The organism is Domibacillus tundrae, from assembly GCF_000970675.1.
Taxonomy (GTDB): domain Bacteria; phylum Bacillota; class Bacilli; order Bacillales; family Domibacillaceae; genus Domibacillus; species Domibacillus tundrae.
In genome coordinates, this window is the sequence record NZ_LAJA01000020.1 from 57,344 (window position 1) to 81,261 (window position 23,918).

The 23,918-nt window shown below is 37.2% G+C and carries 15 protein-coding genes and 1 pseudogene; 5 read left to right on the forward strand and 11 right to left on the reverse strand.

Features of this window, described 5'->3' with window-relative positions; all coding sequences use genetic code 11:
* Positions 1-94 precede the first annotated feature (94 nt).
* Positions 95-275 (forward strand): annotated as a pseudogene (locus VQ00_RS18240) (helix-turn-helix domain-containing protein); the annotation flags it as partial.
* Between the two features lie 413 nt (positions 276-688).
* Here the strand turns inward: VQ00_RS18240 and VQ00_RS17800 are convergent.
* The 6 genes from VQ00_RS17800 to VQ00_RS15115 form a co-directional block, all read right to left on the reverse strand.
* Entirely contained in the window at positions 689-1,198 is a 510-nt protein-coding gene (locus VQ00_RS17800; protein ID WP_052728590.1) for a hypothetical protein, read from the reverse strand.
* 210 nt (positions 1,199-1,408) lie between these two features.
* A complete protein-coding gene (locus tag VQ00_RS15095) occupies positions 1,409-1,975 on the reverse strand; it encodes a DUF4256 domain-containing protein (RefSeq protein WP_046180952.1) in 567 nt (188 codons plus the stop codon).
* Between the two features lie 210 nt (positions 1,976-2,185).
* Complete coding sequence (locus VQ00_RS15100) at positions 2,186-2,527, reverse strand: DUF1048 domain-containing protein (protein ID WP_046180953.1); 342 nt, start codon at positions 2,525-2,527, stop codon at positions 2,186-2,188.
* A 1-nt stretch (position 2,528) separates the two neighbouring features.
* On the reverse strand, positions 2,529-2,867 hold the full coding sequence (locus VQ00_RS15105) for a PadR family transcriptional regulator (RefSeq protein ID WP_046180969.1): 339 nt from the start codon (positions 2,865-2,867) through the stop codon (positions 2,529-2,531).
* A 376-nt stretch (positions 2,868-3,243) separates the two neighbouring features.
* On the reverse strand, positions 3,244-3,630 hold the full coding sequence (locus VQ00_RS15110; RefSeq protein ID WP_046180970.1) for a VOC family protein: 387 nt from the start codon (positions 3,628-3,630) through the stop codon (positions 3,244-3,246).
* Between the two features lie 97 nt (positions 3,631-3,727).
* Positions 3,728-4,006: an ArsR/SmtB family transcription factor gene (locus VQ00_RS15115; RefSeq protein ID WP_046180971.1), complete on the reverse strand. Its 279-nt coding sequence runs from the start codon at positions 4,004-4,006 to the stop codon at positions 3,728-3,730.
* A 163-nt stretch (positions 4,007-4,169) separates the two neighbouring features.
* On the opposite strand from VQ00_RS15115, the gene VQ00_RS15120 reads away from it, so the two are divergent.
* From VQ00_RS15120 to VQ00_RS15130, 3 genes are all read left to right on the forward strand, one after another.
* Entirely contained in the window at positions 4,170-4,523 is a 354-nt protein-coding gene (locus VQ00_RS15120; protein WP_216595830.1) for a hypothetical protein, read from the forward strand.
* A gap of 189 nt (positions 4,524-4,712) precedes the next feature.
* Entirely contained in the window at positions 4,713-5,339 is a 627-nt protein-coding gene (locus VQ00_RS15125) for a nitroreductase family protein (RefSeq protein ID WP_046180954.1), read from the forward strand.
* Between the two features lie 86 nt (positions 5,340-5,425).
* Entirely contained in the window at positions 5,426-5,713 is a 288-nt protein-coding gene (locus VQ00_RS15130) for a tyrosine-type recombinase/integrase (protein ID WP_046180972.1), read from the forward strand.
* A 671-nt stretch (positions 5,714-6,384) separates the two neighbouring features.
* Here VQ00_RS15130 and VQ00_RS15135 read toward each other — a convergent pair.
* Genes VQ00_RS15135 through VQ00_RS15145 form a run of 3 tightly spaced genes read right to left on the reverse strand, consistent with a single transcriptional unit; the run spans position 6,385 to position 13,239 of the window.
* The gene (locus VQ00_RS15135) at positions 6,385-9,255 is read right to left on the reverse strand and encodes a nuclease domain-containing protein (protein ID WP_046180955.1); all 2,871 of its coding nucleotides are present in this window, start codon (positions 9,253-9,255) and stop codon (positions 6,385-6,387) included.
* Between the two features lie 5 nt (positions 9,256-9,260).
* Positions 9,261-11,204 (reverse strand): McrB family protein, encoded by a 1,944-nt coding sequence (locus VQ00_RS15140; RefSeq protein WP_046180956.1) that lies wholly within the window; start codon positions 11,202-11,204, stop codon positions 9,261-9,263.
* A 22-nt stretch (positions 11,205-11,226) separates the two neighbouring features.
* Positions 11,227-13,239 carry a hypothetical protein gene (locus VQ00_RS15145; RefSeq protein WP_046180957.1) on the reverse strand — a complete coding sequence of 671 codons (2,013 nt, stop codon included), beginning with the start codon at positions 13,237-13,239 and terminating at the stop codon, positions 11,227-11,229.
* Positions 13,240-13,980: 741 nt separating this feature from the next.
* Here VQ00_RS15145 and VQ00_RS15150 point away from each other — a divergent pair.
* A complete protein-coding gene (locus VQ00_RS15150; protein WP_046180958.1) occupies positions 13,981-15,180 on the forward strand; it encodes an LAGLIDADG family homing endonuclease in 1,200 nt (399 codons plus the stop codon).
* A 673-nt stretch (positions 15,181-15,853) separates the two neighbouring features.
* Here VQ00_RS15150 and VQ00_RS17805 read toward each other — a convergent pair.
* Complete coding sequence (locus tag VQ00_RS17805) at positions 15,854-17,368, reverse strand: PDDEXK family nuclease (RefSeq protein WP_052728592.1); 1,515 nt, start codon at positions 17,366-17,368, stop codon at positions 15,854-15,856.
* Positions 17,369-17,829: 461 nt separating this feature from the next.
* Complete coding sequence (locus tag VQ00_RS15165) at positions 17,830-23,865, reverse strand: ATP-binding protein (protein WP_046180959.1); 6,036 nt, start codon at positions 23,863-23,865, stop codon at positions 17,830-17,832.
* Positions 23,866-23,918 lie beyond the last annotated feature (53 nt).

Sequence of the window (23,918 nt, forward strand, 5' to 3'; positions counted from 1 at the left end):
CTAGATGTCTGTTTACAATAATAAAATCAATACATTATAATGCACAAACATAAGTGTAAAATATTTATGTAATCGATAAAAGTACTAATTCTCCATGTTTAGTATGTCAGCACAAAATGAATGAAACATACATTATTTTAGAAAGGATCTTTACTATGAACAATCATCGCATCGGGCAAACGGTATTAAATTATCGTAAAAAGAATGGTATGACAATTCGTGAGTTCGCCGAATATGCAGGAATTAGCACTTCACTTATTAGCCAAATAGAAAAATGTTAAACACCGATTTTTGAACAAGAGTGATGAACCGAATCATATTTTATTCGTACTAACTCCATCATTAGTTTAAATAGCCCCTCCCCATGTAAGTATTAAAAGAAAGAGTGACTTCAACCACTAAAAAGGGGGCTATTCCAAAAATCGATCAAATATCGACTTTTGGAACAGCCCCGTAAAACGATTCGACTTTATTTCAAACCTATGTTCACAATCTATTCTAAACTTTAACATAGACATCCAATTTTCTTTAAAGGTGTTATTCAACAATCTGGTCCAATTGTTGAATAAAGGTCAAAGAGCACTATTCAACTAACCTGCTGCTTTAGTTGAGGAAGAAAAAAGACCGGCTAGAACAGCAGCCAGCTCTTAAACTCTTGCACCCATTAATTGAAGAATATTTATGCCTCTCAGATAATTGTGTGCTTGAAATTTGGTCCTTCTTCTCTTTTTTTGATTATTAAATTCTCATCGAATCCATTACATATGGCGAAATATCCATCATTCAAGTGAAGCCCTATACCAGCTAAATAATAATCCGATGCGTTTGTTTCACGTCTTTCAATAATTTCAATCCCAATCACTCTTTTACCAATAGCAAAATTGAGTTCTTCTAACTTGTTCTTTTCCCAATTAAGTTTTAAATCTGACCCATACCAAGAAAGATCTTGAGAAACAAGGATTTTATCAAACGTAATAGCGTATTCGTTCGTTTTATATACACATAATTCTAATTGGCCATCTTCAAAACAGATAATAACAGGACAATCGTTAAACCATTCATCTTCATCTTGCGCCCAAACAATCCATATTTCTTTTACATTTTTACCAATCAGAGCTTCAAGTTTAGTTCTGTGGTCTTCTATGATATTAGATGGGTTAGTATACATTTTAGGATTGTAATTTTTAATTCCGAGCATAAACAAATTCACCTTTTCATAATGGAGTAATAATTTTAGACCATTTTATCATCTCTTGTTCAACTAACCTGCACGTTAACTGAATAAGAAAAGGCTGCCGAAATGACAGCCGAGATATTAAATAAAAGCCCCCGATAGTTGAAGAATGAAATTAAAGCCTTTCCCTAGTTGATCTTTTTTCAAATTCAAATTTAGCTCTCTGTGCAACATTTAGACCCTTAGTAAGCCACGGAAACCCCTTGCAGCATAGTAAGATTCTGCTCCATTGTGGTACATAAAGACAGTGTCGTAGCGGCGATCACAAAAGAGGGCCCCGCCGAGTTTTCTAATATTAGCAGGTGTTTGCACCCAGCTCGACGTTTTCATATCAAAGTTTTCAAGTTTCTGCAGCTCCCGGTATTGTTCTTCCGTTAAAAGTTCAATGCCCATGGCAGCTGCCATATCAATAGCGCTATTTTCTGGTTTGTGTTTTTTTCTTGACTCCAGCGCTTCACGGTCGTAACAAACACTTCTTCGGCCTTTAGGACTTTCCGCTGAACAATCATAAAAAATGTATTCTCCCATCTTCTTATCATAGCCAACAACATCCGGTTCACCGCCAGTTCCTTCCATTTCATTGAGCGACCACATTTTTTCAGTATTAGCTTCGAACTTAGCCTGCACTGTAGCCCATTCAAGACCTTTATGGCGGTTCATGTTTTTCTCAAAACGGGCTTTCAAAGTTCTGATTAGTTCTTCACGTTGTTCCAGAGACAACTCCTTATCTCTCTTCGTCATATTAGTTTCCCCCTTACTGTTTTTACTCATAATGGTTTAAGGACTAAACTGCTCCGTTAGCTGAATAGGAAAAGGCTGCCGAAATGACAGCCGAGGTATTAAACAAAAGCCCCCGTTAGCTAAAGTACATTGTTTCACAAACTTTTGTAAATTTGGAGTTATAGTCTCGATTTTATGACATTCATTGAACCAAGCATTAGGATTTTATCGTTAGCCACGACCAATGGTATCGTTCAACTTCTTGCGATACTTATCCTTCCAAGTTTTCTCATCCTTCACTAGGTCGTCGCAGAAAGCAGCCACGTCCTCGCCCGTAAGGTCAGTGACTTTCTTGCCTTCCGCTGCTCCTTCTTCGAAGAGGTCGAGAATGCCGTAAAAGATACGGCTGCTGTCCTTCCAGTCGGTGGGACCACCACCAGCAGTCCACATATATTTTTGGATAGCTTTGTAAGCGTTTCGGTACTCACTTGGAAGTGCCTTCGCACGTGCCTCCATCGCCCTCCATTCCCGCTTGTCATCCAGACTTCCGATAATTTTTTCGAAAATATTCATTTTACTTCTCTCCTTTCATTTTTTTAATTTTGAGTTCGTTAATTTTGCTTGAGACAAAACCCCATTTTTCCCAAAAAATTTCGAGTTTCTCTTGACCTTCTGCGTTGAGTGTGTAAAATTTTCTCGGCGGTCCCACAGTGGATGGCTTTTTCTCTATGTCCACCAGATTGTTTTTCTCAAGCCGCATGGTAATGGTATAAACTGTGCCTTCAACCACATCAGTGAAACCGAGTTCTCGCAGTTGTTGCGTAATTTCATAGCCGTAAGTTTCGCCACGGCTAATGATTTCAAGCACACAACCCTCAAGCACCCCTTTCAGCATTTCCGTGATATTTTCCAAATGTTTTTCCCCCATTTGTATTTCACTTATATTTTAGTACTTTGCAGCACCGGTATTCAGTATTACTTATTACCGGTATATAGTATCGCATAGTAGCATCGTCTGTCAAGAATGAAAAAGCTATTATCTTCTTGAATAATCCTGCCCTTTAGTTAATGAAGAAAAAAGACCGGCTGGAACAGCAGCCGGTTCTTAAACTCTTGCACCCGATAGTTTAAGTGAACTTTTTCACAAATCTATACCTTAAATATGTAAAACCCCGTCCCAAAATTACGGACAGGGTTAACATAAAGTTGTTTAATTTTTAAACTAACACTTCACTGGTCTTAATCATACCCATAGTGTCGTCTAGAATCTAGGTTCTTTCTTCATAACGTTACTTCTTCTCTATCATCTGAATAAGGTTTCCGCATGTATCGTCGAAGACAGCTATTGTGACTTCGCCCATTTCTGTTGGCTCCATAGTAAACTTTACGGCTTTTTCTACTAGTCGTTTGTACTCTTTGCGAATATCTGCAACCCCAAACATTGTTACTGGAATGCCATCAGCAAATAACTTCTGCTGATACTCTTTGGCAGCAGGGTGGTCATTAGGTTCGAGTAAAAGCTCGGTACCGTCTTGTTCATCAGGAGAAACAAGCGTTATCCACCTATATGCTCCACTGGGAACGTCATGCTTTTTTACAAAGCCCAGCGTTTTTGTATAAAACTCTAGTGCTTTGTCTTGATCTTGAACAAATATACTAGTAATAATAATTTTCATCATGTTTTGGCCTCCTTTGATAAATGCAAGGTATGGTTCTCTTCTAACAATCTGGCTACAAATAGAAAAACTCATACATTCGTCATTAGTAATAAAATTAATCTACCCATCCTTTCAGCAAATTTTTAAGTGGTTCTTTGTTAAACATAAGTACTCGATATTTTCCCTTTCGTTTTGATATTACGAGCCCTGCATCTTCCAATATATTTAGATGTTTAGCGATTGCCTGTCTCGAAATAGAAAGGTTGTGTTTCATAACGAGACGTGCCGTTAGTTCATACAACGTCAGCTCGTTACGTTCGGTAAGTTCATCTAATATAACCCGCCGAGTCGCATCGCCAAGTGCTTTGAATATAGCGTCTTTGTCCCAATCCATATGTCGATTATATGCAACTATACGGTTGCTTGTCAAACATAAGCAACTGTTTGGTTGCGTGATGAAGGAAACTATATCATACACCCCTTAAAATCACGAGCTCCAGCCGTTGATCGAGCTGGTGGGCTACGAAGATACCGCACGCAAACTGGAGGTCAAAACCTTGATCCAGTACCTGGTGACGGCTGCCGCCTGTGAATGGAAAAGCCTGCGCTACTGCGCAGATGTTGGGTCAACGGCTGGTCTTGTCGATGTCCATTATTCGACGTTATCAAAAAAGCTTGGGCAGCTGGATTACACCTTGATGAAACAGGTTTTTGCCCTCATTGTCGGTAAATGCAACCGGGTCACACGCCGGACGCTTAAGATTCCAAACCAGCTGCTACTCGTTGATTCAACGACGGTGACCGTCGGAAAAAACGCGCCTGCCGTGGGCCGTCTACCACGGAGAGCGATCCGTCATCAAGCTTCATGTGAGCTTTTCGCTGGAAACTCATATGCCCCTTCATGTCATTGAAACGATCGGCTTAAAGCACGATGCACCCGTTGGCCGCTGGAATGGCAGGCAGAAATGGCCTTGTTTCTGCATCATTATTTTGAGGTTCACTGGAAGAAAACTGTATGATTCTGGCTAATCAACACGCGTGTATTTTTCTTTTAAAATGGTTATCCTAACTGAGTAAATTCGATAAAGAGGATGATTAACATGATGCGCAAAACAACTACAGAACAAACAATTTCCGTTCAAGAAGCCATTGAATCACGGCACAGTATTCGTAAATTCATACAGCAACCAATTGACCAACAACATCTTCAAAACATTTTTGAGCTTGTGCAGCTGTCCCCAAGTGCATGGAATCTTCAGCCATGGCGTTTTCATGTGGTAACAGATGTTAATTTGAAGAAAAAGCTTGAAGAAGCTGCCTATGGTCAAAAACAGGTTACATCAGCTCCAGCAGTAATTGTCGTAACTAGTGATATGGAAGATGTGCTTACAAATATTGGTGACACCGTTCATCCGGGTCTTTCTGAAGAGCAAAAACAAGAAGAAGTAGCGAATTTATCAGCATTCTTTAATGGTATGAGTGTTGAAGACCGCGGCCAATGGGGTTTAAATCAAACCAACATTGCATTTGGTATCCTCATGACAGCTGTTCAGGGATATGGATATGCGAGTAATCCCATGCTGGGCTTCGACCAAGACAAAGTAAGAGATTTATTAAATCTTCCTAAACATGTGCAATTCGCAGGAATCCTCCCTATAGGAAAGCCTGACGGTGAGGGATATCCTCATCACCGCTTTGCTCTAGAAAAGATTGTTAAATTTCATTGAGTTCATATTACAAAAGAAAGAAAAGGAGTTGGACTTTTGTTCTTACTCCTTTTTTTTTGAGAAGTTACACTGACTTAGACTTGGTTATGTGCACAGAGATAGGTAAACCTATTAACCCAAGAAACCTTTTACGTATTTTTAAAATATTGACTGAAGAGGCAGACTTACCTCATATTCGTTTTCATGACTTGAGACATACACACGCTGCCTTAATGATCTTTCAAAATGAACCAATGAAGTTGATCGCTGACAGACTTGGACATAGCAAAATCACGACTACAATGGATACGTACGGTCATTTATTGCCCAACATGCAGCAGGATGCATCTGACCGCTTGGATCAAACGATTTTTGGTTCTTCATCACCATATTAATTGTTGCCAAACGGATGCCACGGTTAAAAAACTACAAAAAAATACCACCTCCGAAGAAGTGGCCTTTTGTAGAGAAACCGTGTTCCTGACGCTCTCTCAGGGGTTTTAACACCCTATGATTCCTACTGGGTTCGAACCAGCGACCTCTACCCTGTCAAAGCGAAAGAAGCGGTATTCTTAATTTTAAATGTGAGAGGTCTTACCTTAATCATTTAAAAAACGTTGGTTTAACAAGGTTTAGAGATTTTTAATTAGTGCAGGTTTTACCTGATAATTCGAAGGGCACCGTTTCGGCACCACAAACGGCACTACACTAAATCCCCTCTAAATAGTGATATGACAAGCTTCTTCTTTTTACCTCAATCCAAATAGAGGATTTGAGCACTGAATACTTTTAAAAGGTAATTAACTGGAAACTATAATTTTATCGATGTGTTCTTTTACTTGTTGATAGATTTATTATTCATGTTATTTTCTACAATACCTTATTCTTAATATTTTCTTTTTACAAAAAGAAGTATAACAAAATATATTTTAGGGAAAGGGCTTCATGTTGAACTTATTAGATTCAATAAGTAAATTATGATGTTTAAATATCTGGTCTTTTTCATGAAAAGTTGAATCATAATTTACACTATAATCAGAAAAGCTATAGTTACCCAAGTTGGTATTTAAAGAGCATTGCTACTCCTTATTTTTGATTGTTCTATACGATCTTCAATTTCAAAACCGTCTCCGCAGGTTGGACAAACTATATACCAGGAAAAATCAGAAAGAACCTGGCGATGATAATTGTTCGTATGTTTGATGATTTTGTGCCCTTTATGGCTACAGTGAACTTTCACCCAGAATTCATGACAGTTTGGACAGGTTAGGTAGTATTTTGGATAGCCGCTTCTTGTTAGGTGCTGTTCTATATGAACCTCCTCACATCCGCAGTTCCAGCACTTCTTGTGAGCTCCAATTCGAAATTCCATAATCATTCTAAACAAGTTCTTAAAAGAATGGAGCGCTGAAGGCAGTAAATAGATTGCCCCATATTTATGAGCTTCATTATCATCAGCCCTATCTAAGCTACCTGGAAATTCATCACGATTATAGTAGGCGTAGTAATTTTCACCATTTGTTTCATTTTCCATTCCAGTCACCATGTCTGAATGAACGATAAAGGATCCAAGAGTTGGACCTGTCATTTCGAATGGAATCATTTTCCCGTATTTATCAATGGAGGTATCAATAATTTCTTTTGTTAGGGCTTCTCTGCCTTGCTCTTTAAAATTCTTATGTTTGGCATCCAGGTACACATGACCAATGAGAAAATCATCCTTATAAATACTTAAATAATAGTCAGGTGTACGATAACCAGGCTCCTCTCTCGTATATTTCTTCTTACCATCCTCTAGAATATAAATCTTTGGTTCATAGTGAAAATCTATTCTCCACGCCCCCTGAGAGATACTAGTCTTAAAACGATCCAAGCTCTTGCCCTTTTTCCCTAGAAATTCATTGATGCATTCCACGATAGTATCGGCTTCTTCAAATTCCCACCCTAAGTTGCTTGTTAAAGTATCCAACACCTTAACAAGGCACCATGTCTCATAAAGCTGCTCTACTTTTTTTACTCGTATTTTTCGCTGGGCTGGATTTGACAACAACGACAAGCCTACTTCTTCCTCTAAAGATTGCAGCAGCCTCCAGATGGTTTGATAATTAGGGTCATGTAAAAAGAGTTGGGTAGGGATTAAGGGTTCAAAGTGACCTAATTGTATTTCTTTTAATAGTGGCAGGTCTAACAGCTCATTAATCTTCTCAATGACTTTGTCAATGACCTTCCCCTCATAGGTTAAGTTTTTTTTCTCAACCTCTAATTGAGCTAAAGTGTTAACGGTGTTTAAGTTAATTTGGTTTTCGGCCTGTTTCTGTTTGAGATCTTCCGTTACTTTATCTAGATCCTGGATATATCTTGCTAATTCCTGCTGCATAACTGTTGGATCGGCTGGGGGCATAATCGACTCGCCATTAACAATTATGTCCGAAATCGAAGCAAGGATAAATTTATAATCTCTATTGACCTTTCCCTCTTGAGGTATTCCAAAAATATCTAATTTATCAAAATGTTTCTTGTTCCATACTGCTTGCCCAGTGATTTTTAAATTCACTTCACTACTCGGGTTCATTTCAAGGTATTCAATCACCTCATGTAATGATTTCCAAAATTTCCAATGATCCGATAAAAAATCAGAGCAATTCTCTATCTCGATAAAATAACTAAGCGGGTTTACAGTATACGTTTGACCATTCAAAACATAACTGTATTTGTCGAAAGCTAGGTGGGCCTCCCCTTTTTCTTTATCCCACCCAGACCTAATCATTGTTTTTAGGTAAGGTTGAAAGGAACATTCTTTCTTAATTAAATTAAAAGCGGAAATAGAACAGGAAATTGTGACATCAACCTCTTGATACCCCTTGTTTAATTTTGTAGCCCGAGGCTTCAACCCATTTGAAATTTTTTGCTTTTGTTTTTCAATTTTTTCTTTAATATCCGAAATGTCTTTCTCTACCTTTATTTTTACTGCATTGTAGTCAGCCCCTTCTACTTTCCCGATCATCCTGTGAATATTGCGATTAATTTTTTCAAACAAGGACTTCATCTCATTCACTTTTTGTTCTTTGTCAGTTTGCCGCAACGGTGCAGAGGAGGAATACATGTCACAATAATATTTAAGCTGAAGCAGCTCCTGTTTAATCAATTTATTTTCAAAAATAGCACTTGTTTCGTGGTTTACAAAGGTCAAATATTTTTCTTTCCCAGGGTTCATTTCTTTTTCTAACTCCGTTCTAGGATGGAATCGAGCAGGTTTTTCTGCCTTTCTAAAGTCCCAGGTAAAGGAAAGCTCGCCTTTAGGATTGTCACTGATAAGCCGAATAGGCCTTTCAATCTCGTCTAAGATTTCTTTTATTCTTTGCGAGGTTCTTTCCGATCTTGTACTCACCGATACATTGGTTTTCTTTCGACTAATAAGATCCTGCCGAATTCGATACAGATCATCAAGCATAGCTTCATAGTCCCTTTGAGAAATGCCAGATGGAAAAAAAACAAGTTTTTCTGAAAAAACGTTATCATTTTCCTCGATTAAAATGTTAACTGTACCAGAAAAAACTACACCAGATACCCAATCATTGCTATCATAGACATACTTCCCTTCTTTCTTTCCAAAGCGACTCAATTCTAGCCAAATTTGTTCATTTTCATCATAGTACAGTTCTCTTTTGTTGCTGCCGTCCATTGAAGCTAAATAAAGTGAAACATTCTCTGGATCTCCCTCAAGGAGTTTAAACCCTGTTTGAAGAATCTCATTCTTCATCTTGCCGTGTTTCGTTTGAATTTTTCCTCTATAATAATTGAAGGTGTACCAACATTCCCGATCGTGATCATAGTTAACTTTGTCAACTACTTGAACCCTTTCTACAGGTAGGGTTCCATTTGATAGTGCCTCATTAAAGTCATAGTCGACATGGATCATATACGGCTGTATTTTCATGACCCTTAACTCCAATACGAGAAGATTTTAGTTCTATTTGAAGTAGAAAGCATTTTCCTTACTTTTTTATAACTCAGGCTTTCCTCCCCGAATTCATCTTTGATTAAATTAACAAAATGGTCTCTGATCATGGTTTCGTCCATTAAAAAGTGGATTCTTGGCAAAAGCTTCATCGCAAAAAGTTCATCCCCTAATGCGTCAGGTGTTAATTTAAATGATTCAGCGGCGGATGAATAAAGGTCCAAATGTTTATCTACCCGGTTATTGTAATCAGCTTTTAATTGGGTAAACAGATTTTCAAATTTTTGTAGCTTCTTTTTAAAATCTTGAGGCCCCTTGCCTTTCTCATTGACATCAAAATAAGATGCCGGTAATTCATACTGGCCAACTTTTTCAGGGGCTTTCACTTTTTCATTCTGCTTTAAAAGTTCAATGATAAAACTTCTGTCAATGACCTTCGGACTTAGAGGACGAACCGTTCCATCCACATTCATCGTCCCAATTAGGCGTACATTTTGTGGAACTGTAAAAGTATTGGGATAACGCTTTAGATTTTTATAACGTTGCATATAGGCAATTTGTTCGACATTGCTAATATTTAGGGTATTTTCAACCCACTCATCTATGATGTCTGTTTCCGCATGAAAAACCTTTTGAACATACCAGCTGATTTCCTCCATCGATTGTTCATACTCATAATGACTGTACAGTTCGAGTTGCGGCTTTTTTAGTTCCCGTATGCTTAAAATATCAGCTAAATAATATTCTATTTGCGCTAGGTTGAGTTCATCTAGACAGATTAGGTAAAGCTTTTCAGGATTTTCCTCCGCATCTATTAACGTATCCAAAAAAACAGATGGTACATATTGCTTTCTCATTGGATTGTAAAATCCAAGTAAGTCTTGCTTATCAACCCAGCTCGGTTGTACTGGTATTATTTTATAAACAGCTGATACTACCTCAGCAAAAGCTGCAATCAAGCTGGTCTTTCCCGTTCCAGATGGTCCATTTAAAATGGTAAATTGATTGGTTTTTAGTGCCGTATATAACTTACGAATCGTATTTTCCTCATAATAAAGCCCTGTACTCGTAATTTGCTGTTGAATGCCTTTCACTAATTCAATTTCTTCTTTGGGTACTTTTAATGATGGGAAATTTTTAACCTCTTGCATTTTCTCTTCATCCAATACCGAAAATCCAAGTGTTTTTAGTTGCCCATTCATTTGATGAATTTCTTCTTTCAATTTCACCAGTCTTTTGTTTTCTTTTGCATTCGCTCTTTTGACGTCTTGTACTCCCTTATCCTTTTTCTCTATTTGCTCCAACAGCTGTTTTTTTTCATCTAGATTAATTCTTATTTCTTTTTTTTGTTCCTCCAGCTCATCTTTTTCATCTTTAATCTTGGAGATTTCACTCTCCACCTTTTCTTGAATGACGTCTTTATAATAGTCATTAAAGAAAAAAAACTTAATATCATTATCGTTGGTTTTGTCGATGATACCGGATAGTCTCAAATCCGAACTAGTAATTTTCAATTCTCTCAAAATATCATAATTATCTTCAATCGGCTTCAAACTCTCTTTTTCTACAGCAAGGACTTCTCCTTTAGAAAGGCCCAGGTTTGATTGGATATCAATTCTAAATTGAAACAAAACTAGTTGGTCTCCTTTTAAGCCAAAATCTTCAGGTTTTGCATGGCGGCAAATAGCATTGGACTTGGGTCTTCCGCCTTCAAGAAGTTTCCCAATTTTTTGTCCTGTAAAAGGGTTCACAAGGTTTTCAATAAAAAAAAAGTCTGGTTCTATAGCACCTCTTTTAGTTTCTTTGACACTGCCTACTAAATAATGGTCTTGTATATCAAACGTCTCAGAAATATACTCATCAATTTCCTGATGACTATTGATTGTAAATGATGAATGATGCCTTATTGCTTTTGTTCGCGGTTCCATTTCATTTCCTCCCGTCTCCAAACTAGTTTATGCATTTTGTAAGTTTGACTAATAATTGCAAATCCTCATTTGTTAATGTTTCAGCGGTCTTTCCATGTAAAATCTGTAAATAGCTTGCCATGGCACCGTTTTGTTCCCTCATTATTTTTTCGTACAAATTAATCAACTGGACCTTTGTCTTTTCAGGCTTTGTTATCAGTGCCTTCTCCGCCAAAATACCAAGCTGCATTACTTTCAAAGTTAACTGAGTCATAGGAAGATCTTCTAGTATTTTTATCGCTTGGTCTATATATCTTTTTGCTAAATTCTTCTTCCCGCGTTTATGGAGATAGGTGCCCATAAACCAATAGATGTACTGTAGCGGATGATGATATGAGTACTTTTTTTCAATCCATTCACATGTAATTCCCGTGCTATTCATTGCTTTATACATTTGATCGGCCAATATTTGTGATTTTTCTTTTTCTGCCGTCGCCATAATCTTTATGTAACAATAATATTTAAAAATAACCTTACTCGTATCCTGTGCTTTTAAAGTTTCCAAAAATTCCTCAAGTGACATTTTATTATGAGATATATTAGAGGATAAAAACAACTGGTATAGTGCCTCTTCAAACTGATTCCCTTCGCAATAAGCCAAGGATTTATAGATATACTGGCGTTCCCTGTCTCTATCTGTGCCAAAATGTTGCAACGCATGATCGAAATCTTTAATTGCAAGGGGCAAATTACTGTGATCACTGGAAATCAGCATGGTATGGCCCTGTCCACGTGTTCCGTATGCTTTCCCTAGTATCTCATATTTTGATATAGCATTTGATTGAACATCTTCCAGGATTTCCATCATTCCGATCATCTCTTCATACAAGTTTATTGCTTGTGTTAGGTCATGAATTGATGGCAGGATATTCAGCATATTTTTCTGATGGACACCTCGACGGATCTTATACATATTGAGATATTTCATTTTTGTCATTATGTCTTCTACATCATTTATATGCTCCAAAAACAATTGATCTTGCTTATTCCCATACACGCTTCCTTCATGAGTGTATAAGGTATATAAATAAAGAATAACGTCTAGAGTGAACTCAGGGGCAAGAATGTGATTTTCAGCAAGTTTTGGCAGCAAATCCTCTTGTATTTCAAGGAGAATTGGTTTTGTAAAATGGTAATTTCTATCGATTTTGATAAGAGTGTCTATCTTGGTAGATATTTTCTGTAGCTGAACCTTTATGCTATGATCATCTAGCTCTTTTAGCCGGTTTAAGGTCAGCTCCAGATAAGAGGCACGATTTTCTACATATCGATTCGTCAAAATTTCAAATAGGGCTTCACTGAAATTCCCCTCTGCCAGCCAACGTTGAATCTCTTTTTCCGAAGAATTTTCATAAAAAGAAAAGATATACTCTTTATGATAAAGTCGAGAAATCATTTCTTTTTGTCTGGGTGAAAACTTCGAAGAGGTCCTTGTCAAATACGTATTGCAAACGGCATCTGCCAGCATAAGCTGACAATTTGTCCTTGCATCATCAAACTGAATATGATATTTCCAGTTACTCTTCCTTGTTAAAGCCTTTCTCGCAAGACCCACAATGACTCGCTCTTTTAGCCTTTGTACATATTGTTCCTCCCCGATGACACCATGCCCCTTACCTACATTTTTTCTCAGAGCAATGCAAATCGACAGTTCAAAATTCCCGTATGTAGCAGATAGCTTTAAAAGGAGTTGAATAATTCCCTCAGCAAGCACATTTAAATATGTAGTATCGCCGTCAACCACCATTAATCGCTCGGTGTTCTGAAAAATAACAAATTGTCCTTCCCGTGCCTCAATCTCTTCCAAAATATGTAGTGTATATTCCGATTGTTCTTCTAAAAAATGTACATAGGATTTTCCCAGCAAATTCCGAGCCGTTTCATGATCAATTTTATTCTCTTTTATTAGTATTCCACCTACTAGAGACGGGTTTCGTTTATTGTTAAGAGTATCCTGAAAGTCGCCGCTCTCATCCAACCACAATTGTAATTTCATGAAAATAATCTCCTTATGTTGCTCCTGTATTAAACAACTATTAGTTTATTAAGATAATTTTTAACGGAATTTAAAAGTTCATCATAACTACTACTAATTAAACAATATCACCAACTAAAAAAGATTCTTTAACAGTAGACACAAAAAAATTTTATCCTTTTGGAAAATAGCCTGTTCTACAGTAAATTAATAAACTATGAGCTAACCATTTGTCCCTATTTCTCATTCAAAAAACCTTAAAGCGAATAACAATTCCTCCCAAATGCTAAAACAAAGTTTGAGAATTCAAAAATTCTATTTAGGGAGTTTTTCTTGTTCTTTTTCTTATTCAAAAGTTATCAGTTATCAAATTACCCCAATAAATCTTGGGTCACCTACACTTATCTACATAGAAAAATTAGGAACATATGCATTTGATCTGAAACAGATGAGGAGCCAACAATGTTACAAAGCGAGAATGTTGCACATTAATAGGATATTAGGCTATATAGGCTCACTTGAATACAAGCAATTCTCACTTAAAAAAGTTGTTTAACTTCGATATTGACAATTCAGTTTTATTCTTAGAAAATTATTTTTTTTCAAATTAAAAATATATATTAAATTTCATTTGAATAAAGTAGAAAATTCAGCATAACTATATAGTATTATAAGTCTAATTTACTAAATTGAAAATTCCATTTTTTAATTTGGTAAATTAAATTTTCAACTCATAACAAACAAATGTGAGGTGTGAGAATAATGCCCTTAGATGAAAGTAAGATAAATTTAATTAAAGAATTGGCCGCTTTGGGAAAAGGTGTTGTAGAAATAACAAATATCACAAACATTAGCCAACCAACAGTTTCTAAGTACTTAAAAAAACTAAATATAAAAACCACATTAGCCCCTGATGAAAAGACCATTGTGAAAATAATTGATTTATATAGTGAAGGGATTCCGATCCAAGAGATAAGTAATATTGTCGGTTACTCTAGACCCACAATAAGAAAATACTTACAAAGAGTAGGGTTAACACTCAAAAAGGAAGAAATTGTATTTGGTTTAGAAAAAGAGAAAAAAATTTGTAATCTTTATCAAGAAGGTAATAATATTGCTGAGGTAGCCAGGGCAATAAATGCTTCTGAACAAGGAGTAAGGAAAGTATTATTACGCCATAATATAGTTTTAAGGGAAGTAAAAAGAACTTTACATACTGATAAATTTAAAAACTTTCATTTTGAACCCCCTCAAATAGTCAACCTATTTATTAACAAAAAGTTCAGAAAATGTAAACCTTATTATATATATGCGGTAGAATGTTTCCGTGAAATTGATACTGAAGAAAAAGCTTATTGGTTGGGATTTATTTATGCTGATGGATGTATATCAATAGGAAAAAATTTAACTGCCAGATTGACAATAGGAATTCAACCGAGAGACAATAATCACTTAGAAAAGCTATGTAATTTTTTAAAACTACCGTCAACGCTTATAAAGTATAGAACACATACTTTGTATGTAAAGGGAGAAAAAATTAAATATCCTTCGGTCTATATTGAAATAGGCAGCCCTTTATTGTGTAAGGAATTAATTTTAAAAGGGGTATATCCAAATAAATCATTAACATTGGCCCCCCCTACTTCTGAAATATTACCCTTTCACTTGAAGAAACACTTCCTTAGAGGTTATTTTGATGGAGATGGAGGTATAAACACATCCGACTCAACTATCTCTATTACAGGCACTCTAGATTTTATAGATTGGACTTCTGATCACTTAGTTTCAATCTTTGGAAAAGAAGTAAAGACAAAATATTATCAAAAGAATATTAACAAGAATACATTCACTTATAGAATTCGATCTGCTAATGCAAGAAAGGTATTAAATTACTTATATAAAGAAAGTTCGATATACCTTGACAGAAAATATAAATTATACCGAAAAATACTAAATAACTAACTTAATATGTATTTGGCATTTAACTGATGTACTAAGCGGCAGTATATTTATTCGTTATTGATATAATATTTATTCCTTCTAATTTTGTCGCTTGACATGGAGCCGCTGCGGACAGATTTTATTAAAAAGACCAGAGCAACGAGCTTTTGTGGGCAATTAGCCTAACCCATCCGCCACTCCATGTACAGCGCAGCGTATTCAAAAAATATACTGCCACGAACAGCATTTTTTAAATGCCACAAACACTTAATAATGCTTTTGAAAAAACTTTTCAATTTTTCTATCTAGTAAAGGACTACATTCTGTGGCCTTTCTAAATTAAATTGCTTTTTTAATCCTTTAATAACAGTTACTTTACAAGAGAAATGCGGGGTTTTAATAATTATGGAACAAAATAAACCATTCCAATTTCTCTAACAAGTTAAATTGATGAATATTTTCAAAGCCTTCTTAAAATTCCCTATAATCTATTGATGAACTAAATTAAAATCGAAAGTTTAAAGTACTATCAATTGCCTTCCGTTCATAAAAAAACCGCTCATAATTGCTATTATGAGCAATGGGATTGAACTAAAAGCTTCTTTCCTTTATTTAGTTTTTGAAACTTTACTCCTACAAAAGGAGAGAAAGTCTCAAAGATTGACTGATAAGATATAAGCATCTAGTCAGCTTTTCAGCTTTTTTTATTTTTACAATTTGGACACCATGTGCCACTTTTAATATTATTAGGTTTTGCACTCCAAACATGTCCAATTTCACATTTCCAAATAAGGTGTGTTTGGCTATTGATATATTTGTCAGATAAACAAATGCCTCCTCTTTCGCTTGCAATTATATGCATCTCTTCAATTGTTAACTTTCTTTTACTTGCAGCGCTTTTCTTCCTGCATCTTTCACACCATTTCCCCAGTTTTATACCATCCGGCGTAGCAAACCATTGATGACCTTCTGAGCACTGCCATTGAAGTTTAGTTCGGTTATTAGTGTAGGTTTCCGAGAGACACTTCCCCCCTCTCGCAAGTGCTATCCGTTTCATTTCTTCAATAGTAAGCTTATGACTTCCTCTACAAACTGCACACCACTGTCCACTCTTAATATCATTAGGACGTGCCTCCCAGATATGTTGCAGATGACATTTCCATTTTAATTTAGTCTTATTATTAAAATATTCATTCGAAAGCAGAGTACCGCCTCTCTGCTTAGCGATTTCTCTTAATTCCCTTAGTTTTGAGAAGTGTTTATAAAAATCCTTCATATTAAAATCTTCTTTACTCATAATGATCTTGACCTTTAGTTCATCAAGCTTTTCACATATGAAGGAAAAAAGGCTTTCATCATTTTCAAGGGTATAAGGAATGATAATGAGGTTGATACCCAGTTCATTACACATTTTCTGTTTACGTTTATCATCAGCTCTTCTTTTTATAAAGTCCTCTTCTGTTTTATGAAAGAACTTAATAAATTGATAATGTTGAATACCATTATATTCAAAACCCAAGTTTAACTCTGAGTTATAACCATCTAACTCCAAACCTTTTAAAATTCGCTTGTTGCTTTTAAAAGGCTTAGCAGTTAATTTTTCTAAAATGAATCGACATTTTGCTTCGTTTATATTAAAACGACAGTCACGACACCAATGGTCATTCTTCACGCTATTTGCACTCATTCTAAAGACATGCCCATTATTACATTGCCACTCTAAAAGCGTATGTGCGTTTATATATTTATTCGAGAGCAAGTTACCTTCTCTTGATTTTGCAATTTTTTGTAATTCTTCAATAGATAATTTTCTCTTTGCAGCCCCTCTCGTCTTTCCACACTTCGAACAAAACCCACCATTTTCAATGGCTCTTTTAATACTTGAAAATGAACTTTCAAAAATATGTCCTTTAGCATTACATTGCCATTTAAGCAGGGCATGATTATTTTTGTAAACAATAGAAAGGCATCTACCACCATTTTCAATGGCTAACTCCTTCATCTCTTCAATTGTTTTCTTCAAGCTCCCTGAGCACTTTCTACACCACTGTCCATACCTAATCTTAGCAGGCTTTGCCCACCACCGATGCCCTTCAGCACATTCCCACTCAATTTCAGTTTGACTATTTGTATATATCCTAGAAAGACACTTCCCGCCCCTATCTTCAGCTATCTTAAACATATCTTGAATATTTAACTTTTTTGGCATTAGTATTATCCCCAAACTGTCAAAGCGAAAGAAGCAGCTTTCTTAATTTTAAATGCGAGAAGTCTTACCCGCATTATTAAAAAACACTCATTTAACAAGGTTTATGAAATTTTAAATAGTGCAGTTTTTAGCTACTAAGTCAAAAGATACGGTTTCAGCACCAAAAATGGAGCTACCATAAAATTCATCTAAATATTGATATCATAAGCTTCTTCTATAAGTCACTTATTAAAAGGGAAATGTTTTATATGTCTTTATAACTCAGAATAATAGAAGAAATTTAATAGATTAAGTAGTTAAAACCGCCCTACAGATTAGAGCGGCTTTTTACAATTCAGTGTTGATTCAATTTAGCTTTTAAGATTTATAACTACATTCTTTCCGAAATGACACAACATAGATAAGCATATGCGTATTTTCCGCGTATTTAACAATTCACCCATCTTTTCGTTTAACTGCCCCTATACTGATTCCCCTCGTCCCGGTCTAACATTTACAAATGTCGTTGAAGATAACATAACATTTAACTCAGTTTCTATTTTATTAAGTGCCTTTTTTGAACAAACCCATCTCTGTAAAATAGGTTGTCGATAGAAATAATCTTGTGCACTATCTCTAATCCTACCATGAAAGTATTCAAATCTAGCGACAGGCTCACTATCCTCAAGCCAAATTAACGGATTGGTTTTAGATGGCTGCCATCTGAATATTTTATCCCAAGTTAAAAGTGGATAACACAACATACTTTGGCTGTTAAATTCACCAATTCCACCGGCCTTACAAGTCATTCCAATGACTGGATAACTCATATCTTGAGGGTCAAAACGGTCACTGCTATACAGTGAAAATGTACGACCATTCATAGTGCTCTGTTCATTTACAGGTATCAATTCAAATCCTTTATTTCGCAGAACGGTATCAAATACTATCTCAACATCCATTGACCAGGAGTAGGTATGTAGAACTGCGCCAACTACAACTTCATCTTCGGATAATCCAGCATGAATGCGCGGAAGAAAACGTTCTAAAATTTTTTTCTTATTCCCTGATAATTCATCCAGTCCATAATCAGTCAACCATTCCTCGGCATCTACAGCAGGTGCTGGACTTTGCAAGAATACAAACGGTTCGTCTGATTTCAAAAGGGCTTGTGCAAGAGCTCCTATCGGAACGTCTTTCCACCTACCTATATATAGTTCATGATAAATCAGCTTCATTAAATAGTCTCGGTAGGGTAAATTACGAACCCCCATTTGTCCTGAATTGATTAACACCGGCTCAACATGGCCCAAATCATTCGGATTTATGTCGGAATAAGCTGCAAATTTATATTCAATATCTGTTACTTCATCTCTCGTAGCCATTTGGAGTCTTTTGAGGAGGCTATGTACAATATCAATTCCGTGTAGTTCATACGCTAAACCACGAGGGATACTTGGAACTTCTAAGACTCCTCTATCTACCGATGATTTCGACAAAAGCTCTTCGTATTCTGGATGTCTAGGCAATTGCCACTCAGGGCACTGTTCTCCCGTTCTATGTTCAACAGCTTGAAGAATTACCCATGCCTGCAGTTTTAAAGACAAGTTGACTCCTTCATAGCACGCCTTAACAATCTCCGAGAATGGTTCGTACGCAATTGGATTACTTATTGCAAGCCTCTCTACAAGTAATAAAATTCTCTCTTTTGCGCCATAATTTAAATGATTCCAATTTTCAGCGATATAATTAAGGTCCGTTGGTGAAACTTGAGCAAGACTCCAAAGCCCGCGTAACGCAAGCTCAATTCTCGTAAGGTTGTTAGATTGCAAAATCCTGAAGAAATACCTAGTAGCAAATTCAAACCAAGTTTCAGGCATTGAATCAATTTTCACAACATCGGGGAGTTCGATACGTACCATATCCGGCAGGAACCCATTGCCTCGAATCCACATTTGATGCATTGTAAGGTGTCTTTGTAGACCTGCATGCAGATCCTCCCTGCCCATAGAAGCCGCTCGAAATCTACAAAAGTCATCTAGATTTTTTGCAGCGCTATCAAGCCAGATTGGCTCATCCATTTCAAAATCAAAGTTGGCAATTATCTTTCTCAAAAGATCAAATCTTACGCTATCACGTACAAGAGGCACAAGTGCCTCGTATGCCAAGTAAATACCATAGCCGCTCCATTCATATGGAGTATAGTTTTGCGTTAACAACAGTTCCACCAAACGTTGAAGATGTTTTGGATAACCAGCCGGTTTTTCTAACTTAAGCCTGCTGGCCACTAGGTGAATTCCCCACCAAAGACTTCTTGAGCGGCTCTCCGATTCAGCCATTGTGATAAGACAGTCGATTGCTTTTTCGACAGGCTGTTCTTTCAATAATCGGTAGAGTTCCTTTTCCTGTTGATCATTGCTTAATATATGGCTTTCCGAGTCTTCATACCATCTACTAGGAATACGGTAACGATCTTGTTCCCCTTTTACATAATATTCTGCTTGACCTAAGACTTCTAATTTCTTATTTAGGGAACTGATGTTATTTCGCTCCGCTGCAATCAATATTGCTTTTTTCAGATCTTCCAAATAACAACGTTCATAACCCCCTTGCCAGTTTAACGTACCGATTCCGAAAGACCAGATCGAAAGAAGGTCTGTTGCGGAAACCTCTGCAGTTTCAAGTACAGAGATTAAGCCATCGAATAGCATCCTTACATTTTCCACCAATGAGCCCTTCATATTTTGTGCGTTCAGCAAATGCCACATGGCTGAAGCACCTTCACGGGCTACAGAACCAGCTACAATAGCTTCTAGAATTATTGTCGATCGGTTGTCTCCCAACTCTGTTGCTTCCTGGTTGATTTCGAGCAGTATCTTACCTTCATTCCTCCAAATACCTGGACTGACTTTTGCAAGTTCGTTATACCATTCTACAGGCCTATCAAGCACATACTCTTTGTGATTAGTGTAGCCTATCATACCCCATTTTAATAGCTGTAGCGCCCGCTCTGCTTCTTGTTGAAATCCTATTTGATCGGCAAGATCAGACAACCGCTTTACAACATCAACTCGTGTTCCTACTTCTTCATGCCAAGCATTTCCTGCGGGTCCACACCAGTGAAGAAACCATTTCTCCAATAACTCTTCATCCCCCCGATTCCAAAGGTATTGCCAACATAATTCCATCATATAGTTAGCGGGGTAACTCTGGGAGTAGTTCTTTATAAACTCGTAGACTATGCGGTCAGTTGTGCCACCAATAAAGGTTGAACATTCAACTAAAATTTCGATAATTGATCTAGTCGCAATTTCATGGTAATACGCTGTTTCATTGTATGTTCTCTTTCTTTCTATTAACACTTCAAGTACTTGTTTGACTTCATCTGGTCTAACAATTCTTTCAGCTACTTTTGTCCCATTCCTCATGTAGGCACCAAGCCACTTTCCAGCGAGAGCACTTCCGCGAAGTAAAGACGATAGATGTCCTCGTTGACGACCATCTCTCCTTTTATCAAAGTAGAATTTGACACCCTCCCCTCCAATACCACCGTTTTCACGATGGGGTTGCGACCAACCTAGGACAAAACTCACCATGCAATAAAGAAGTGTATGCTCTTGCAAATGGTGACTCATATCAATATTCTCAAGACTATTGAATCCTTCGTCTACGATTGGCTGTACCCAGATATTGAACAAGTCTTGTCGTCCTGTAAAAAGACTGAGAGCGGCAGCCTTAATTTGAAAGGTACTAGGAAGATAATCACGTCTCTCTGCCCATTCTTTCAAGGTATAAGCAACTTCTACCCATCTCTTCTGATATGCTAACTGCATTAAGTTATCTTCCATTTCACTAATTGAACGGTAAAGAGCAACCTGACTAGACCAAATCCAATCACGTACCTCTCCATTTTCTAAGGCTTCCTGCATCATTCCGTCAAAGAAATGAGCCCATATTTCTATCTTTATTGGGTCACCTGTCGTTTGATCCACTTCTTCTTGAGTCCAGAGTAAATTGACGTGTTTGCTTATTTTCCCCCATAAACGCAAAACTTGCTTAAAGTTCTCAGTCAAATTAGTCTGATCATTTATTTCTTCTAACAAGTCATTCCTGATTATACTAGTAAGATCAATCGGTTTGATGTCAACAAACCATCGACGCATCAAGCCATAAGCGCGATCCCATTCATTTGCCTGAATTAGACGGTAAGCATCAAACATTGTGTTATAAATCAAGTCCACTGTCCAAGACTCCTTGTTAGGAACCTTACCTTCAGAAAACAGGTAAGGTGGTACATCTGGAATGTAATTGAAGCTCCTGTCCATCCCGTCAACCGATTTATCCAACTGAACAAGGGTTGTAGTCGCACAGGATACATTATGTATGAAATCCCAGTCTCCTGTGTCAACAACATGCAACAAAGCTTGTTTAGACTGCTCATACAATTCGCTCATCCGTCTCCCCAGTGCAAAACCCTCCATTACGTATTCAGGAGTAAAGGCTCTTGCTTGATCCACATGACGGTCACTTTTTCTTAGTAATTCAAAGAGGTCAGCATGCCGTTCATGCCCCTTTTCAGGGCTTGTCCAGTAGAAATCCGCAATTAGGCTCGCTACTTCACGAAGCCTTTCTGGCTGAGCGTGTATTTGTTTTGTGAGATGAACCCTAACATCGTTGTGAATCACATGAAAGCTACCGTTTTCTTCAATTACCAACGGGCGAAGCGCACGAAGAGCTTCATCCCAATTAGATGGAGATATATCCAGCGTTCCAGAAAAAATTTTGGCTAAATCCTGACCAGTAGTTCTTTCTTTAATCAAAGAAAGACAGCCGGCCAATCGTTGTCCAGAAAATGGATATCTTTCGTCAAGGAGAGTAACAGCTGCTGACCAAATTTTTTCATAATAAGCAGATATGCCATCTTTTAGCCTCTTGTTTGCTAACTTTGCTTGTAGATCGTCTATGTTAGAAATAGCTTTCGCCTCTTCTATAGCAAAAATAGCTGCTAGCGTATTTCCCTGTGCAACGTCGTTTACCAACCGAACCGTTGCCTCAAATTGTTCAGCGGGCAACGATTGAACCTCAGCAGCCAATAGTCGGGAGATATCCTCTTCTTGAATGCCTTCCACGCTCCAATAAGAAACATCTGGCGAACGCTCTTTCAACCAGAAAGGATACTTTTCATAGGCTTCGGCAGGCTGCCCTACGATTAAAAATCGTACATACTCAGGAACCGCATCGGGCGGAATCAATGTGTCAAGGAAGGAATATTGATCGACGCCGGCACGGGCAGCATGATCAATACCATCAATCGCGATTACAGTAGGGCGTCCTCTCTCTTTCCCTAGAATGTTTGCTAATCTCAATACTTCAGCAATGAGTTGTTCAGTGGTTAAGAAGTCGTTTCTGATTGGTACATTAAATTGAGCGAGTCTTCCTTGAAAGAAAAAACTACGAAGTTCTGTCAATAGGTCACCCCACAACACTTCAGCCTTTGTCGTAATTCCCGCATCGGCAGGCAATCTCTTTGTATGAGGCGTTATAGGTTTAAAAGCATGATAACGCAAATCAATTACTGGATCCCGCTGGCTTGCAAGCGCACTTACAATACTTGTTTTTCCTTGCCCAGGTAATCCATCCAAGAAAATGATTGAGTGTTTTCCTGTCAATAATTCATTAGATAAATCTTCTAAAAATTGTTGACGGCTCGGAAAAAATGGTTCAGGAGGTGTTAACATATGGTCTCCAATCAAGTCTGTTGAAGTCATGCTCAGTATTTTATATACATCTTCACAATTGATTGACTCTTTGTTGCCACGGAATGTTGTCCCCCATTCTCGTAAAGCATGATCAAGTTGACTAAACACAGAAGTCGCTTTTTCTTCCGAAACGCCAAATGTTTTAGAAATTTTTTGAATGACTTCACTTGAAAGCTTATCCAACTCTGGTTGGTTCCCTTCAATTACCAAAAGTTTCAAGAAGTCAAATTTCTCTTTATCACTTGGCAGTGTACTTATTTGATCACACCATTCTTTCCACGAAATTGACCATTTGTCTGGCATTTTAATGTCAGCAAGAACTTTTGCTGTGTTCAGTTCCGATTGAAGGTGTTTTAGGAATTCATCTAATGCAGGTCTTTCATATTCTGCAGTATTTTTCCCCATCTTTTTAGAACTTGAGCTAACTTTCCGATTAGTAAAGAGTACAGGACTGCATCTATTCCACTTACCTTTTTGCTCTTTCCACGCTTTCGAAATACTTGGCAAAAGAGATAAAACATCTCCAAATGTAATTGTACTTTCTTTGCGAGTGTGTTTAACTTGTATGTACTTTGCATTGCCATCTGTATATACAACCACAACATCATCTAATCCCTGCGCTTCTGTTGCCTGAAGTGTTACAGATTCAATCCTGTTATCAGGATTGAGCATATCAACTACATAGCCTTGCCCGACAGTCCATTCATACCAATATGGATCACCTATGCCAGCTGTCGGATTCTGATCATTTGTTGACATAAAACCACTCCTAATAATATTAAGTAAAAACTTAATAAGGTTTCAAATATAAC